Origin of the sequence: Salinarchaeum laminariae, from assembly GCF_023204835.1 — an archaeon.
Lineage (GTDB): Archaea > Halobacteriota > Halobacteria > Halobacteriales > Salinarchaeaceae > Salinarchaeum > Salinarchaeum laminariae.
The window spans coordinates 1435134-1451854 of the sequence record NZ_CP096270.1 but is presented as its reverse complement, the minus strand read 5'-3'; the positions used below and the strand labels follow the sequence as shown (position 1 = coordinate 1451854).

At 66.9% G+C, this 16721-nt stretch carries 14 protein-coding genes; 6 read left to right on the top strand and 8 right to left on the bottom strand.

Annotated features, from left to right (window positions below; all coding sequences use genetic code 11):
* The first annotated feature begins 34 nt into the window (after positions 1 to 34).
* From MXF70_RS06630 to MXF70_RS06615, 4 genes are all read left to right on the top strand, one after another.
* Complete coding sequence (locus MXF70_RS06630; protein WP_248518213.1) at positions 35 to 649, top strand: toll/interleukin-1 receptor domain-containing protein; 615 nt, start codon at positions 35 to 37, stop codon at positions 647 to 649.
* A gap of 543 nt (positions 650 to 1192) precedes the next feature.
* Complete coding sequence (gene sucC, locus MXF70_RS06625) at positions 1193 to 2341, top strand: ADP-forming succinate--CoA ligase subunit beta (RefSeq protein WP_248518212.1); 1149 nt, start codon at positions 1193 to 1195, stop codon at positions 2339 to 2341.
* A complete protein-coding gene (gene sucD / locus MXF70_RS06620) occupies positions 2338 to 3207 on the top strand; it encodes a succinate--CoA ligase subunit alpha (RefSeq protein WP_248518211.1) in 870 nt (289 codons plus the stop codon). The genes sucC and sucD overlap by 4 nt, the downstream gene beginning before the upstream one ends.
* Positions 3208 to 3373: 166 nt before the next feature.
* On the top strand, positions 3374 to 4987 hold the full coding sequence (locus MXF70_RS06615) for a methyl-accepting chemotaxis protein (RefSeq protein WP_248518210.1): 1614 nt from the start codon (positions 3374 to 3376) through the stop codon (positions 4985 to 4987).
* 73 nt (positions 4988 to 5060) lie between these two features.
* Here the strand turns inward: MXF70_RS06615 and MXF70_RS06610 are convergent, their stop codons facing one another.
* From MXF70_RS06610 to glpA, 4 genes are all read right to left on the bottom strand, one after another.
* Positions 5061 to 6254 (bottom strand): Cdc6/Cdc18 family protein, encoded by a 1194-nt coding sequence (locus tag MXF70_RS06610; RefSeq protein WP_248518209.1) that lies wholly within the window; start codon positions 6252 to 6254, stop codon positions 5061 to 5063.
* Between the two features lie 141 nt (positions 6255 to 6395).
* A complete protein-coding gene (locus MXF70_RS06605) occupies positions 6396 to 7934 on the bottom strand; it encodes an anaerobic glycerol-3-phosphate dehydrogenase subunit C (protein ID WP_248518208.1) in 1539 nt (512 codons plus the stop codon).
* A gap of 2 nt (positions 7935 to 7936) precedes the next feature.
* Entirely contained in the window at positions 7937 to 9418 is a 1482-nt protein-coding gene (glpB, locus tag MXF70_RS06600; protein ID WP_248518207.1) for a glycerol-3-phosphate dehydrogenase subunit GlpB, read from the bottom strand.
* Positions 9408 to 11195 carry an anaerobic glycerol-3-phosphate dehydrogenase subunit GlpA gene (gene glpA / locus MXF70_RS06595; RefSeq protein WP_248518206.1) on the bottom strand — a complete coding sequence of 596 codons (1788 nt, stop codon included), beginning with the start codon at positions 11193 to 11195 and terminating at the stop codon, positions 9408 to 9410. Before glpA ends, glpB begins: the two co-directional genes overlap by 11 nt.
* 433 nt (positions 11196 to 11628) lie before the next feature.
* On the opposite strand from glpA, the gene glpK reads away from it, so the two are divergent.
* Together glpK and MXF70_RS06585 are read left to right on the top strand one after the other, a co-directional pair.
* On the top strand, positions 11629 to 13170 hold the full coding sequence (gene glpK / locus MXF70_RS06590) for a glycerol kinase GlpK (protein ID WP_248518205.1): 1542 nt from the start codon (positions 11629 to 11631) through the stop codon (positions 13168 to 13170).
* Positions 13171 to 13220: 50 nt separating this feature from the next.
* Entirely contained in the window at positions 13221 to 14243 is a 1023-nt protein-coding gene (locus MXF70_RS06585; protein ID WP_248518367.1) for a DUF7973 family transport facilitator, read from the top strand.
* 336 nt (positions 14244 to 14579) lie between these two features.
* On the opposite strand, the gene MXF70_RS06580 is transcribed toward MXF70_RS06585, so the two are convergent.
* The 4 genes from MXF70_RS06580 to dhaL all read right to left on the bottom strand — a co-directional run bounded on the left by MXF70_RS06580 (position 14580) and on the right by dhaL (position 16708).
* Positions 14580 to 14909, bottom strand: a complete 330-nt coding sequence (locus MXF70_RS06580; RefSeq protein WP_248518204.1) for a hypothetical protein — start codon at positions 14907 to 14909, stop codon at positions 14580 to 14582.
* On the bottom strand, positions 14910 to 15272 hold the full coding sequence (locus MXF70_RS06575) for a hypothetical protein (protein ID WP_248518203.1): 363 nt from the start codon (positions 15270 to 15272) through the stop codon (positions 14910 to 14912).
* Between the two features lie 268 nt (positions 15273 to 15540).
* On the bottom strand, positions 15541 to 15948 hold the full coding sequence (gene dhaM, locus MXF70_RS06570) for a dihydroxyacetone kinase phosphoryl donor subunit DhaM (protein ID WP_248518202.1): 408 nt from the start codon (positions 15946 to 15948) through the stop codon (positions 15541 to 15543).
* Positions 15949 to 15979: 31 nt separating this feature from the next.
* Entirely contained in the window at positions 15980 to 16708 is a 729-nt protein-coding gene (gene dhaL / locus MXF70_RS06565) for a dihydroxyacetone kinase subunit DhaL (protein ID WP_248518201.1), read from the bottom strand.
* Between the last annotated feature and the right edge of the window lie 13 nt (positions 16709 to 16721).

The following is a 16721-nucleotide window of genomic DNA, read 5'->3' as shown; positions in this document are numbered from 1 at the left end:
AAGAAATATTTGCGCGGGGGTCTCATCCCACGCTATGGCGGAAACCCGCGTCTTCGTGTCCCACGCGACGGCGGATCTCGACGCCGCGCAGAATCTGCTCTCGTCGGTACGCAATCTCCCACTGACGGTCGCACTCGCCGGCGAGGAGGTCGAACCGGGTCGCGCTCGCCGGAATCTCGAGGGGCAGCTCCGCAACAGCGACCTCGTCATCGTCCTCCTGACCGACGACGCCGCCGACGACTACTGGGTGAACCAGGAGCTCGGCTACGCGAAGGCCAAGGGGCTCCCGATCATCCCGATCGTCGAGGACGACGATTACCTCCGTGGCTACGTCGAGGGGACCGACGGTGTGCAGTACGACGCGCAGAACCCCGAGGTGACGGTGTTCAACCTCCTCAGCCGGCTGCGCTCCGAACTCGAGCCCATCGGCACCCTCTCCAGCCCGAACTGGTACGTCGCCTTCCCCTGCAACAACGGCCAGTGTGGCGCCGAGGTGCAACTCGAGATCGAGCGGCTCCAGAAGGACCTCTGGCAGCGCTTCGAGCACGGGAAGCTACTGCGTGCGAACTGTCCGGAGTGTGGCGCGGGATACGAGTTCAACCCCGCGACGCTGGGATTCGTTCGGAGCGTCGCACCGGAAGCTGAGTGAGAACGGGAGGTCTTGTCTCAACAATCCCACCGCAACAGCGACCGCTTAGGAAGCCCCCTCCCGTTGGTGCGTTCTATCTCGCTGTGCGCTTCCCTCGCTCCCGCTGGTCGCTCGGTCCAGTGCTTGCGTCGGTAGAACGAACCAGCGGTCGGCCCCTTCACCCCACCCGAATTGAGTTTCGATCAGTCGTAGCCACGGTGGGGCAGTCCATCGGACGTCGCAGCGGCCGATCCCTGGCACGAACTGGGCCGAAACTCCCAATGAGGATTCGACCCCGGAAACCCACTACCGGGTGGGACTGGAAGGGGCCGACCGCTCGACGCCTCTGGCGAAGTAAGCACTGGAACGACCGCAGGGAGTGAAGGGCGCAACGAGCCAGAGGCGTCGAGCGGGAGGGGGCTTCCAAACGGTTTGCTGTCGGGGATCCAATTCCACGCTGAGAATCAATCAAACGTCCAGCCGATACACGCAGAACCGAGTCACGCGGTCCCACGTTTCGGTGCCGTTAACTGCGAGCGCCGGGGATTCCCGCACACGCTCACTATGAAACTTCACGAATTCCAGGCGAAGGAGCTCTTCGCCGACGCCGGGATCCCGACGCCGGACTCCCAGCTCGCGTCGACGGCCGACGAGGTCGTCGCTGCGGCCGAGGATATCGGCTACCCCGTCGCAGTGAAGGCGCAGGTGCAGGTCGGCGGCCGCGGCAAGGCCGGCGGCATCGAACTCGTCGAAACGGCAGACGAAGCCCGCGCTGCTGCGGACTCCATCATCGGGATGGATCTCAAGGGCATCCACGTCGACCGCGTGCTCGTCGAGGAGGCGGTCGACTTCGTCAACGAGCTCTACGTCGGCGTGACGATGGACCGTGGCGAGGGCAAGCCCGTCGCGATGGTCTCGACCCGCGGCGGCGTCAACATCGAGGAGGTCGCCGAGGAGGACCCCGACGCGATCGTTCGCGAGCACGTCGATCCCGCCTTCGGACTCCACCCCTACCAGGCCCGGAAGGCCGTCTTCGAGGCCGGCGTCGACCGCGAGATTGCGAACGACGTAGCGAGCGTCCTCCAGACGCTCTACCAGCTCTGGGACGACAACGACGGCGCCGACGCCGAGATCAACCCGCTGATGGTCACGAGCGACGACGACGTGATCGCCGCGGACGCCGTCTTCAACGTCGACGAAGACGCACTGTTCCGCCAGCCCCGGATCGCGGAGTACGAGGAGGAGACCAAAAGCGACGATCCCCTCGAGCAGAAGGCCGACGAGTACGGCTTCGACTACGTCCGCCTGGACGGAAACGTCGGCATCATCGGCAACGGTGCCGGCCTCGTCATGACGACGCTCGACCTCGTGGATCACTACGGCGGCACGCCCGCCAACTTCCTCGACGTCGGCGGTGGCGCGAAGGCCGATCGGATCGCCAACGCGCTCGACATGGTGTTCTCCGACGAGAACGTCGACGCCGTCGTGTTCAACATCTTCGGCGGCATCACCCGCGGCGACGAGGTCGCCCGCGGCATCAACGAGGCGCTCGGCCAGTTCGAGGAGATCCCCAAACCCGTCGTGGTCCGCCTCGCCGGCACGAACTGGGAGGAAGGTATGGAGATCCTCGATGAGAGCCTCGTCACCGTCGAACAGACCCTCGAGGACGCCGTCCAGCGCTCCGTCGAGTACGCCCAGGAGGTGGAAGCATGAGCGTGTTTGTAGATGAGGACACTCGCGTCGTCGTGCAGGGTATCACTGGCGGCGAAGGGAAGTTCCACGCTGGCCAGATGATCGAGTACGGCACCAACGTCGTCGCCGGCGCGGTCCCCGGCCGCGGTGGCCAGGAGGTCCAGGGCGTTCCGGTCTACGACACCGTCGAGCAGGCCGCACGCGAGGAGGACGCCGACGCCTCCGTCATCTTCGTCCCGCCGGCGTTCGCCGGCGACGCGATCATGGAGTCGCTCGACTCCCCGCTCGACCTCGCGGTCGCGATCACCGAGGGCGTCCCGACCCAGGACATGGCCGCTGTGCGCAAGCGGCTGAGCGAGGTCGACACGAACCTCATCGGGCCGAACTGTCCCGGGATCATCACCCCCGGCGAGTCGAAGCTCGGCATCCTCCCCGGCAACATCTTCTCGTCGGGTAACGTCGGCCTCGTCTCCCGATCGGGCACGCTCACCTACCAGGTCGTCGACAGCCTCTCCGAGCGCGGGCTGGGCCAGTCCACCGCGATCGGCATCGGTGGCGACCCGATCATCGGGACGACGTTCGTCGACGCCCTCGAGGCATTCGAGGCCGACCCCGACACCCACGCCGTCGCGATGTGCGGCGAGATCGGCGGCGAGGACGAGGAGAAGGCCGCTGAGTTCATCGGCGCCAACATGGACACGCCCGTCGTCGGGTTCATCGCTGGCCGCACGGCTCCGCCGGGCAAACGTATGGGCCACGCCGGCGCCATCGTCTCCGGTAGCGGCACCGGCACCGCAGAGTCGAAGATCGACGCGCTGAACGCCGCTGGCGCGGAGGTCGCGGAGACGCCCGAGCAGGTCGCCGGCGCGATAGAAGACCTGCTGTAACGGCCATCGGAAACCTGCCGTTACGGTCGTCGATACGGCCGTTCGAACTCACCCGTTTTCTCACTACACTGGAACGGCCAGCATCGACCGCCGACTCGCCCGTAGAGCCGACGGCAAACCATTATACGGCAGCCCGAGCAACGAACGGAACAGATAGACGTCTCTCATGCCACTCCACACTGTCGTTCCGACGTTCTTCAGGCGGCGCTACCGGCGAACAATCGCCGGCTGGCTGCTGCTCGCTGCGATCGTCGTGCTCGGAGCGGTCGGGGGCGCAGCGTACTACGTGCGCGCTGACGCTCAGGACGGCTCCGTCGCGACCGAGACGGTTCTCACCGGGTTCGCGGGCGTGGGCGCCGTCGCCCTCCTCACGTTCGCCCTGCTCGCGATCGTCCTCGGTCGCGGGACGAGCAAGTCACTGCGCCAACTCACCGCCAGAACCGAGGCCGTCGCCGACGGCGACGACGCGTCGTTCGAGACCGATCGGATCGACGAGGTCGGCGACGCCTACGCCGCGGTTTCGACCCTCCGCGACACGACCGAGTCCCGGATCGAATCACTCGAAAGCGAACGCGAGTCCGTCGCGGACGAGCGGGAGTCGCTCGCGGGCGACAACGACGCGTTGCTCGCCGAGGCCGAGCGCTTTAGCGAGGTGATGGACGCCTGTGCCGACGGCGATCTGACCCAGCGCCTCGACGCCCGCACCGACCACGAGGCGATGGCACAGGTAGCTGGATCGTTCAACCGAATGCTCTCCGAGCTCGAACGCACCGTCGTCCAGGTCAAGCGGTTCACCGACGTCGTCGACGAGGCCAGTGGCGATCTCCAGGGGAGCGCCCAGGAGATCCGCGAGGCCAGCGAGTCGGTGAGCCAGGCCGTGCGTGAGATCTCCGAGGGCTCCGGTCGCCAGACCGACGACCTCCAGGCTGCCGCCGGCGAGGTCCGGGAGCTCTCCGCGACGATCGAGGAGGTCGCCGCGACGACCGGCACGATCGCCGAAGAGTCCGAGCGCGTCGCCGGCCTCGCCGACGACGGCGTCTCGACGGCGACCCACGCCGCCGATCAGATGCACGAGGCCGAAGACCACACGGCGGCCGTCGCGGACACGATCGACCTGCTCAACGAGGACGCCCGGCGCATCGCGGAGTCGATCGAGCTGATCGACGACATCGCCCAGCAGACGAACATGCTGGCGCTGAACGCAGCGATCGAGAGCGCCCGAACCGACCAGGACGTTGGGGACGACGGCGGGTTCGACGTCGTCGCGGACGAGGTGCAGGAGCTCTCCGCGGAGATCCAGGAGGCCGTCGACGAGATTCAGGAGACGATCGACTCCCTGCGCTCACGCGCCACCGAGAGCGCCGCCGGCATCGAGGCAGTCGAGGGCCGGATCGCCGGTGCCACGGACGCCGTCGACGATCTCGAAGCAGAGCTCGTGACCGTCACCGACCGCGTCGAACACGTCTCCGACAGCGTCCGAGAGATCGACCGCGCGAGCAACGACCAGGCCGAGACCGTCGAGGAGCTCGCCGGGCTCATCGAGCGGGTCGCGACCGTCTCCGCGGAGACCTCTCGAGAGGCCGACCGCGTCGCGGACGCCTCCGAATCCACCGCCCTCGAGATCGGCGAAGTCTCAGCCAAGGCCCGCTCGCTGGACAGTCAGGCCGACCGACTCACCGACGTCGTCGGCCAGTTCTCCGTCTCCACGCGTCAGCAGCTGTCCGCGGGTGCGACCGCAGCCCCACCGGCGTCGAGTGAGAGCGAGGACGGCGATGACTGATCGGTGGCACCACCAGGTTGGCCGCTGCTGAGGAGGACGGGTCGATACTGAGTACCGTTATTCTGGCCGATGGTCACCAGGAAACCGTGGGCTCGGTCTGTTGGCGGACCCGATCGACGACGTCGTCGACTGTGAGCACGTCGTCGAGCCCCGCAAACGCGAGCCACGGGAACGCCGGTCGCAGGTGACTCGGATCCCGGCCGCGAGCGTCCGCGTGGCCGCCGTGGCGAGCGAGCACGCCAGCGTCGGCGAGTTCATAGCAGAAGCGACGGACCGTCCCCGCCGTGAGCGACGTCCGCTCGGCGATGGCGGTCGCCGCCTCGGCGACGGTCGGGTCGAGCTCGATCTGGAGGAGCGTCGCGAGCACCCGACGGCGGTTCTCCGGAAGCGCGAGGACGCGATCGAGATGCACCGTCGTCTCGGGAACCGCCTCGCCGGCAGCGACGAAGTGGGGGCGTGCGATCGCGTCCGCATGCTCGTTGTCGGCCAACAGCGCGGCGCCGAGAGCCACCGCCAGCGCGTCGTGGGCGTTGCCCTCCTGCTGGGCGGCGACCGCCCGGAGATCGTCGTGCTCGAACGCGTCGGTCCGAACGGCACGCGAGCAGCGCTGGGAGAGCAGATCGGTGAGTGCGTGGTGGCGGTAGGGCTCGATCCGGACGGTCTGCTCGGCGTCGACGTCCAGGGACTGCCCGAGCCAGGTCACCGAGGTGGCGTCAGCGACGGGCGCCAGGAGCTCCCGGACGGCCTCGACGTCGAGATCGTCGGCCTCCTCGACGTGATCGACGGCGATCACTGCCCACTGTCCGCGCTGGGAGACGTACTCGGTGACCCGCTCGCGGAGCCGGTCGGTGCCGACGCCGTGGGCGGGCACCTCCTCGGCACCGAGCTGGAGGAGCAGCCGTCGGTAGAAACTGAAGTCGGTGCCGGCGTGACGGCAGTCGACGATCGCGAACCACCGCTCGGGTCGGCCGCCGCGCGTACTCGTCGCGATCGACCCGGCGGTACCGAGCCCGTCGCCGAGCGCGCGATAGAGCGCGTGGACGATGGCGGATTTGCCGACGCCCGGCGGCCCCTCGATCGCAAGCTCCGGCGGCAGCCGGCCGTCGAACGCCGGCTCGACGGCGTCCAGAACCGCCTCCAGCACCGGCGCGCGGCCCACCGGTTCCTCGACGTGGACCGTCGGGCTGAGCTGGGAGCGGTCGAGGAGGATTCGCTCCTCGTCTCGGGTCCGTAGCTGGCGTCGTTCGATACGTTCGCTGAGGTCCATCGTCGGAAAGTCAGTCGTCGTCAGTGTCGTTTCCAGTCGGCAATAAATACAGTTCCGGCCGGCCGACGGAGCGATCGGACCGCCGCGTCGGGGCGATCGGATCGCTGCACCGTGGCGATCGGACTGTACCCCCCACGACGGTCACCACGCCTCACCCTCGCCGACGAGCGTCGCCTCGAGCAGTTCGAGCGTGTGTCTGACGTCGTAGCCGGTGCCGTGTTCCATCTGCATCGCACAGGTCGGACACTCGGTCATCCCCGTCTCCGCCTCGGAATCTTCCATGTGATCGAACATCTCGTCGCCGATCGCCATCGAGGTGTCGTAGTGTTTGCTCTTCCAGCCGTAGGTCCCGGAGATGCCCGAACAGGAGTCACCGACGTCGTCGACGTCGACGCCCTCGACGGCGTCACCGACCTCGAGGGCCTGTTCGGCCAGCCCCTGGTTTCTGGCGTGGCACGGCGCGTGGTACGCGAGATCAGGCAGTTCGTCGTCGGCGTCGGTCTCCGCGTCGGCCAGCTCCTCGCGGAGATCCTCGTGAATTCGTAGATACTCGACGGCGTCGTAGGTGTTCGCGGCGACCCGTTCGGTACCGTCGATGTCGAACAGTTCGGGGTACTCCTGTCTGAGCGCCATCGAGCAGGAGGTACACGAGCAGACGACGTCGTAGCCCTCCTCGATCAGCGCGTCGAACTCCGTGACGTTGACCGTCGCGGCCCGCCGCGCGTCGTCGAGCATCCCGTTGGCGAACATCGGCGTCCCGGAGCAGCGCTGGCGAGGCACGGCGACCTCGTAGCCGAAGGACTCGAAGACGCGGACGAGCGCCTTGCCCACCTCAGGCGTGTTGTAGTTCGCGTAGTCGCCGTGGAAGTACGCCACCCGACGATCCTCGCTCTGGACCTGCGCACCGCCGCGTTCGTCCCACCACGACCGGAAGGTCTGGGTCGCGAACTCGGGGAACTCCCGCTCGTCGGTGATGCCGAGCGTGCGGTCCGTGATCCATCGAACTGCGCGGTTGCCCATGACGAAATTGGTCGTCCGGGGGAACAGCGAGCCGAGGCGACCCAGACGACCGTAGTTCGAGAGGATTTTCTTGCGGAGATATTGAATAGAGAGCTTCGAGAGCTGGTCGTCGACGTAGCGCCCGCGGGCGGTGTTGTGCATCTGAGACAGCGGCACGTCCGTCGGGCAGGCGTGATCACACCGCATGCAGTTCGAACATTTGTCGATCGAGTCGTCGATCTCCGGGGCGTCGTCGCGAGAGAGGCGCCACTGCTCGGGCCCCTGGAACTTCGGCCCGGGGAACTCGTCGTCGACTTCGGCGACGGGACAGTTCGTGTCACAGGTCGAGCACTTGTAGCAGCTGTCAGCACCCGGCCGGAGGTCCTGTTCCGTGCTATCCGGAAATACCTGCACGGGCTCGAACTCGTCGTCGGAGCTGGGGTGCGATCCGGCACCGCCAGCGGAGCCGGGGTCGCCGGGAACGTCGGCGTCGATACCCCCATCGGAGCAGAGCTCCGATGTGGGTCGCCTCTCGTCGCTCGGCTCCCCTCCGTCAGAGCGGACTTCCGACGTGGATCGCGATTCTGCAGATCCGTCCGATTCGCCGGATCCGGCCTCACAGCCACAGCTCGACTCTGTCTCGTCCGATTCGTCGCCGTCGTCTGGTGCGTGTCCGAACATGATCAGCTCCCCTCCGCTGCCGCACTGCCCGCAGCGTGGCCAGTCGCGATCGAGACGCCCGCGCCGGAGTTCTCGGCGGCGAAGTCGTAGCCACCGAGCACCGCACCGGCCGCGTGCAGGTTCGCGTACTCCGGTTCGCCCTCCGCGTCGAGGGGCCGAAGATCGCGATCGACGTCGACGCCGAAGTAGGCGAACGGATGGTCGCCGAAGGCAGCGTCGGCGAACCACTCGTACCGATCGTCGGGATGGGGGACGTGGCAGTCGAAGATCGGCTCCCGGACGCCGTCGCGATCCGCGTCGATCCCCCGGCCGACGAGCCCGCCGGTCGCGAGTACGTAGCTGTCGGCGGCCATGGGCACCGTCGAGCCGCCCGCCGACTCGACGACGAGATGCCCGACGCGACCGTCGGTTGCGGAGACGTCCACGACCGGACGGCCGTCGGCGACCCGAACGTCGCGCTCGCGCAGTGCATCTCCCAACTGGTGCTCGAGTCTGATTCCGGGCAGACTCGGCGCACCGGTCGGCACCTCGAAGACGGGGACGCCGAGCCGATCCGCGAGGTCGGCGCGAGCCTCGGCAGTCCGCTCCTCGCCGAGCACCGCCGGGAACCCGATCCGCTCGGGGTCGACGTCGACGTCGCCCACCGCGCGCCGGATCCGCTCGACGATCGCCGCGCGACAGGATCGGCCCTGGCTCGCGTGCGTCGCCGCGCCACTCGATCCGCCGTCGGCGGCCTTGGGAGCAGGCACCTCGTCGGTCTCGAGGAGTTCGGCGTACCGGGTCGCCTTCGCGTCAGCGCGGAGATCGCCCGGGAACCGGACGGTGACGCCGGCGACCTCGAAGGGCACGCCGCCGGCCGCGAGGCTGTCGGCGGCGACCGGCGCGTCGAAGTCGGTCAGGGTCTCGAACCCGACGAGCACCGCGTCGCGGTCGTCGCTTGCCAGCCCGGCGGCGGTGTGCTCGGGGTATCGCGCCGTCGGTTTGGCCACACCGCCGTGCGTCGGAACGAGTGCGTTCGCGTCCGTGTGCGAACCCACGTAGCCGTCGACGACCTCGTCGAACGTCGCGAGCCCCTCGCGGACCGCAGCAAGTCCCACCCGCTCGTATGGGTGGCCTTCTGGAAGTTCGGGGATCGCTTCGAACGGATCGACGATCGGGCCCGATCGAAACGGGGCGTCGGGTCGGGGGTCTTCTGCGTCGACGGCATTGGGGTTCTCTTCGCCGACGGCGTCGGGATCGTCGGCATCGGCTCTGTCTGAATCAGCATCGCTTGCGTGATCGCCAGCAGCATCGCCAGTTCCAGTCTCCCCAACTGCTGCCGCTGGAGGATACCCGAGCACGTCGATCAGCCCGCTGGCCTGCCGGAGCGTGCTCTGATTTGCCGTGACGAGACGCGTCTCCTTTCCGGCGTCCGCAGCGGCGATCGCCGCGAAGTGACCGGCGAGTCCGCCGCCGATCACGATCACGTCGGACTCAATCGCCATCGTGACCCTCCTCGTCCGCCGATCGCGAGCCGGTCGGCCTGCCGCCGTCGGCCGCGGCCGTGGTGTCGCCAGTCCCGGCGGTGTGTCCGGGCGGCCCGGTGTCGAAGGCGGCGTACTCCGGATCGTCGTCGGTTCTGGCCGGATCGCGATCGAGGTTCATCGTGGTCGCGTGGAGTGCGTAGTTGAGCGCGGCCTGTGCGAGCTGCTCGCCCCACAATGCGTGGCGCTCGCCCTTCCAGCGCTCCTGCAGGAGTTCGTCGTGCGCCGCGCGGACGGTGGGAGACTCGTACTCGGGCGAGAGTTCCGCCGCCATCCGGTGGGCGCAGATCCCACCCTGACAGTTCCCCATCGACGCCCGGGTTCGAATCCGGACGTCGTTGAGGTCCGACCCGGCGCTCTCGATCGCGTTCTGTAGCTCCGCGCGCGTGACAGCTTCGCACTCGCAGACGACGGGGTTGGGCTCGTCGGTCCCCAGCACCGCCTCGGTCTTGGAGCCAAGGCGCTCCGCGCTGCGGCGGGCGATCGGCGAGCGAAGTCCGTACCGATCCATCGCGTCGTCGAGTCGCCCCGGCGACTCGCTGCCGGGCAGTGGCACGTCCGCGGTTCGACAGTCCGCGGAGACGCCCAGCCGATCGCAGACGTGATCGCTGATCTCCTCGGCCATCGCACGGTAGGTGGTGAACTTCCCGCCGACGATGCTGGTAAAGCCCGTTACGCCGTCGCGGTCGGCGTGGTCGAGGAGGAAGAAGTCCCTCGTGATGTCTCCCGTATCCTGCGTGCCCGTTCCCGGCGGCTCGTAGAGCGGACGGACACCCCAGAACGTCCGGAGCGTCCGGGCGTCCTCGAGGATCGGCACGAGATCGGTGAGCTGCTCGAACAGGAGGTCGACCTCCCGCTGCTCCTCGGGGTAGTGCTCGGGATCGTCCACGGCCTCGTCGGTGGTGCCGAGAATCGCCGTGGTCTCGTGGGGAACGAGAATGTCGGCGTCGCCTTTCGGCCGGCAGCGGTTGATCACGGTGTCGACCTGCCGGACGTTCGTCACGGTCATCGCGCCCTTCGCCGGCTGGACTGCGACGTCGACGCCGGCAAGATCGCCGAGCTGGCCGGCCCACGCGCCGGCGGCGTTGATCACGTGATCGGCGTAGATCGTCTCGATCTCCGTTTGCTCGCCGTGGGTGCGCGAGCCGGTACCGCTCTCGTGGCGGATCTCCGCGCCGACCACCGCCGCTTCGTCGGTGCCCGCCGGCTCGTCGACGAGGAGATCGACGACCTCGGCGTGGGTCTCGATTCGCGCGCCGTGGTTCGTCGCGCTCTCGGCGTTGGCGACGCAGAGCCGGAACGGGTCGATCGCGCCGTCGGGGACGCGGATCGCCCGGTCCACGTCCTGTGCGAGGTAGGGCTCCATCTCGCGGGCCTCCGCCCCCGAGAGCACCTCGGTGGGTATCCCACACTCCTGGCAGCCCTCGAGTTTGGTCTCGAAATACTCCTCGGTGTCCTCCGGCCGTTTGACGAACAGGCCGCCGGTCTCCTCCACGCAGTGGCTCGCGATGTCGCGGAGAATCCGATTCTCCTCGATGCACTCCACGGCGCTGGGCTGGTCCGAGACGGCGTACCGGCCGCCGCTGTGGAGCAACCCGTGCATTCGGCCGGTCGTCCCGTGTGTCAGGTTCCCCTTCTCGACGAGCGTGACGTCGACGCCACGCATCGCGAGATCCCTGGCGACCCCCGTGCCGGTCGATCCGCCGCCGATTACCAGTGCACCCGTGTTCGATTCCATTCGCTACGCACACTGTCGGGACCCGCGCACTTTAGAGTACCGCCGGTATCGAGAGACCAATATAGATTGTGAACGACCATGTTAATTCCAGGCGGCAAGCGACGACGAAGTGCGATTCTCGGACGTGCAGCGAGGAGAGTCAGACGGAGGAATCGATGCCGACGATCGCCAGTTCACCGGACGATCGAAACGGGTAGCACAGTTCTACTACAGCGTTATACGCCCGCTACCACCCAATAAGCGCGCATTTGTCGACCGGCCCGATTCCGTACCGACGCGTTGCTCTCCCCGTACGCGTCGTAGGCAGCGAGGAAGTTCCCCCAAATCCCAACCGGTCGATTCTCGTGTGAATAGCTGGCAAACTTTTATGAGAGATGGTGTTGTTATCGCCGCTAGGCCTGCATCGGTATCGAAACCATGCGGGTACCGGACAATGTCAGCACGCACCTACGTGGGCGCGATCGACCAGGGGACCACGGGCACGCGGTTCATGGTCTTCGATCACGGCGGCCAGGTCGTCGCGAACGCATACGAGACGCACGAACAGTACTACCCCGAACCCGGCTGGGTCGAGCACGACGCGATGGAGATCTGGGAGACGACCAAAGACGTCGTCACCCAGGCGTTACACGAGGCGGACATCGAGGCAGACCAGCTCGAGGCGATCGGGGTGACAAACCAGCGCGAGACCACCCTGCTCTGGGACGCAGAGTCGGGATCACCGGTCCACCGAGCGATCGTCTGGCAGGATCGCCGGACCACAGATCGCATCGAAGCACTCGAAGCGGCCGACAAGGTCGGTGACATCCGGGCGAAGACCGGGCTCGAGGCAGACGCCTACTTCTCGGCGACGAAAGCCGAGTGGCTCCTCGAGAACGCCGATCCGGTCAAGACCGAACGCGCTCGTCCCGCCGATATCAGGGAACGGGCGGCCGACGGCCAGATCCTCTTTGGAACCATCGACTCGTGGCTGATCTACAATCTCACCGGGAACCACATCACGGACGTCACGAACGCATCTCGGACGATGCTGTTCAACATCCACGAGATGGACTGGGACGACGAGCTCTTGGAGGAGTTCGGCGTTCCAGAGGCGATGCTTCCGGAAGTGCGCCCCTCGAGCGACGAAGACACCTACGGCACGACCGATCCCGACGGATTCCTCGGCGCCTCGGTGCCGGTCGCGGGTGCACTCGGCGACCAGCAGGCGGCCCTGTTCGGACAGACCTGCTTCGACGCCGGCGACGCGAAGAACACCTACGGCACGGGGAGCTTCTTCCTGATGAACACCGGCGACGAGGCTGTCGAATCCGAACACGGCCTGCTCACGACGATCGGGTTCCAGCGTTCGGGCGAGCCGGTGCAGTACGCCCTCGAGGGCTCGATCTTCATCACCGGCGCCGCGATCGAGTGGCTCGAAGACGTCGACCTGATCGACGACGCCGCGGAGACGGAGTCGCTCGCGCGGGAGGTCGACTCGACGGACGACGTGTTCGTCGTACCGGCGTTCACCGGGCTCGGCGCACCACACTGGGACGGCCGGGCGCGTGGCACGATCGTCGGCATTACGCGTGGCACGCGGAAGGAGCACATCGTCCGTGCGACCCTCGAATCGATCGCCTACCAGACCCGCGACGTCGCCGAGGCGATGGAGGCCGACAGCGGCATCGACATGGGAACGCTGCGCGTCGACGGCGGCGCCGTGAAGAACAACTTCCTCTGTCAGCTCCAGGCCGACATCATCGACACCGAGATCGCTCGACCCGAAGTCGACGAGACGACCGCTCTCGGCTCTGCCTACGCCGCGGGGCTCGCCGTCGGTTACTGGGACGGCATCGACAGCCTGCGGGACAACTGGCAGGTGGACCGAGAGTTCGCCTCCGAAATGGATCCCTCGACCGCCGATCGGATGTACGCCCGGTGGGAGGACGCCGTCGAGCGCTCGCTGGACTGGGCACAGGACGGAGGTGAGTGATCGTGTCGATCGCAGTCGCCGACGTGCTCCTCCAGGTCCCGATCCTCGACATGGAGTGGGAGCATTTCGCAGTGCTCGTCCTCGCCGCGGCAGCGGGCGGCGCGTTCGGTGCGTCAATCGGCGCACTCCCCTCCTTCGTCTTCACCGGCTTCGTCGTCCTGCTGGGCGAGGGCATGGCTGCGCTGAGCGGCACCGGCACCGAGTTCACCGAGCTCGGCGGTGCGAATCTCGCGTCGGGGGTCACCGGCACGATCGGGTTCGGTCCGGTCACCGGTCCGCACGTCGCCTTCGCCGGCGGCGTCGCGGCGACGGCCTATGCTGGGTGGCGCTACGGCGAAATGGAGCCCGAGGACTGGGACTACCACTTCGGGAAGAACATCCTCTACGCGTTTGGGACGAAACCTGACATCCTCGCCGTCGGTGCGGTCTTCGGCGTCCTGGGGATGCTCATCGCTCGCTTCTCCGGCGCGCTCGAGCTCCCCGTCGACGGCATCGCACTCGCCGTGTTCGCGACGGCCGTGATCGCGCGGCCCGTCTTTGGCTACTCCGTGATCGGGAGTCCACGCGGCGACGGCTACTTCGACATGAGTCCGTTCGCGCGAGAGGACGAACGCGGCGACGGCAGCGGCCGACTCGCCGTCGAGCCGTGGCTCCCACAGCAGTACAAGTGGTCCGGCGTCGCGACGATCGGCCTCGTCGGCGGCGCTCTCGGTGGGTGGGCCTGGATCATGACCGGCAGCGTCTTCATGGCCTACGGCATCTCCGCCGCGAGCCTGCTCTTCCTCAATCTCGGGGTCGAGAAGTTCCCGGTCACCCACCACATCACCCTCGGCGGCTCGACGTTCGCCGTCGTCGCCGCTGCAGAGCTCAACAGCGAGCTCGGGGTCATGCTGCTGGCGATCCTCGGCGGCCTCGTCGGCTCGCTCCTCGCGGAGTTCACCCAGCGCATCTTCTACGCTCACGGCGGGACCCACGTCGACCCGCCCGCGATGGCCATCGTCATCTACACCGTCGCGATCGGCCTGCTCTACGAGTTCGGCGTGCTCGAGAGCCCCGGCTATCTGGGCATCTGAACGCTGCTGGCGGCGTTTCTTTTTCGACGAGATCGAGGCGGTCGTTGGACCGGCTCAATTGGAATCTGTCGCGTTCGGTGGTTCATCCGGTGAAATTACTGCTCAGTAGACCTGCGGATCGGCCACTAGCAATCGTTTCAGTCCACCGAGATTATCTGCTCCGTGTACAAGCGATAGGACCTCCATCCTCCACATTGTCGTTGACAGCGGCCACGGAACTGGTTCAACCCTCCCGAACAAATTGTGCGAATTAGTCATCCGCTCCAGTTTGTAGCTACCCAGCTACCACGAAATGGCCCAGACGTACATATTCCAAAAGAAACATGAAAATTCGTCTCAGCGAAGATAGGTTTCGATCGAGTCCACGACCTCGTCGACGAACCGATCAGTTACTCGGCCCTGCCACGCGATCAGATCCTCCGCCCTCGGCGAGTGGACTGCCCATGGAGAAACGAACGACGCTCTCGGGACGCCCCCTGTAGTCCAGTGTTCGTCGATGAGGGCGAGCGATTCCTCGTACTCCTTGGTCGATATCGCGACGGCGAGGAACTGCTCGTCATCGAAGGGATGTGATTCGTTGTTGACGATCAGCCACGGCCGCTGCCGGTCCCCGCCCAATTTGAACGGATCGACGCTGCGGACGACGTCGCCACGGTCCGCCTGCATCTATCCGTCCTGCTCGCTGGGGTGGGGCTCGTCTGGAGCGGTAGCGTCCCACTTTGCAGGGTCGATGCCGCCGTCCTCCTCGTCGAGTCGTTGCGAGATCGCGTGGAGATCGTAGGCGTCCGACACACGTTCGAGATCGTCGGTGAGGGCCCAGTACTTGCCCTTGTGCCGAACCAGATCGCGCGACTTCAGGCGGGAGAGGGCAGTTCCGACGGTGTTCGGATCCGCATCGATCCCGGTAGCGATCTCCGACCTGGTGAACGCCCGATCTCGGTTCGCGTGCAGGAACGTGATCACCTGTACCGGGATGCTCGGACCTTGGGGAAGCTCGCCCGTTTCGAACTCCTCGATACGTACAGGCATGTGATGTGCTTAGCGTGCTGGAGTAATGAATGTACTGGGGTGCTGCTTGTCTTTGAGCGTTGGAGGTCAGTGCTTAATACGGGGTCTGTATCTTGCAAAGGTCTCCGAGAAGTGCACAAACAGTTTAGAGTTCCTCGCTACGACGTTGCTCTGTACCAGCCGTGAGGCATCGGTCGAGAGTATCGAACGCCCAGTACCTCGGGCAACGAACTCCATCGTATCCAGCGTGTGCTGCCCCGATCGATTCGACCACCCGAACGAACTGCGGTCAGTCGAGCTTCCGGTAGTCCCGGGCCTCCTCCGCGCGCTGGAGGACCTCATCGAGCGTCGCCTTGGGAGAACTCGCGGACACTGCGGCGTTGAGCGTGCCCTCGAGGATCGGCGCGTCGGCGATCACGACCTCGAGGTCCTCCTCGAGCATCTCGATGGCGAGTTCGGCGTTCATCACGGCGCTGCCGAGATCCACGAGCACGACGATGCCGTCGGCGGTCTCGCCGTCGGGCCCCTCTACGGCATCGAGAATCGCGTCCTCGATCTCGGGGGCACTGGTGCCGATACCGCCGTCGGGATCGCCGCCGACGGGGACGATCCGAGCGTCGCCACCCATCTCCGTAGCGACCTCGGCAACCCCGTTCGCGGCCTGCTCGCTGTGGGAAACGACGACGAGTGCGATCACGCTCGCTCACCTCGCAGGAGAGCCGCGTGCATCACTCCTCACCCTCCGGTGACCCATCCGCCTCCGCCGACTCGTCGGGGACAGTGGGGGAGGTTGCGTCGCGGTCTATCTCGCCGTCGAGATACTCGGTAGCCACGTCGAGGATTGCCTCCAGACAGTACAGCGTGGAGGTCGCGCCTGGATCCTGGTGGCCGACGGAGCGCCAGCCGAGGTAGGAGGCCCGGCCCTTCGAGGCGCGGATCGGCGTCGTGAACGCGACGCCGCGCTCGGCGGCGTCGACGGCCTTGGCCAGCGCGGCGAGCGGCGGGAGCTCGTCCTGTTCGATCGACTTCTTGTATGTGTGGACCGCCGGCGTCAGCGCGTCGACCATCGTCTTGTCGCCGACGGTGGCGCCACCGCGATCTTCGACCTTCGCGAGGTATGCCTCCGCGAAGGCGACGGTGGAGGCGGTGTCGATCCCCTCCGCGAACTCCGTGCTCGCGCTCATGATCGAACCGCCGTAGAGCGGGCCCGCGGCGCCGCCGACCTCCGAGACGAGCGTCCGGCCGACGAGCTTCACGAGCGCCGCCGGATCCTCTTCGTCGGTGTCCTCGATCGCCTCGACGACGGCCTGCATCCCGCGATGGAGATTCGCACCGTGATCGGCGTCGCCGATCGCCGAGTCGAGCTCCGTGAGATACGTTTTCTCCGCCTCGATGCGCTCGGCGACCGCGTGGACGGCCGCCTCGATCGCCTCGCGCTGGATCGACTCCTCGACCATATGTGGTACCCGT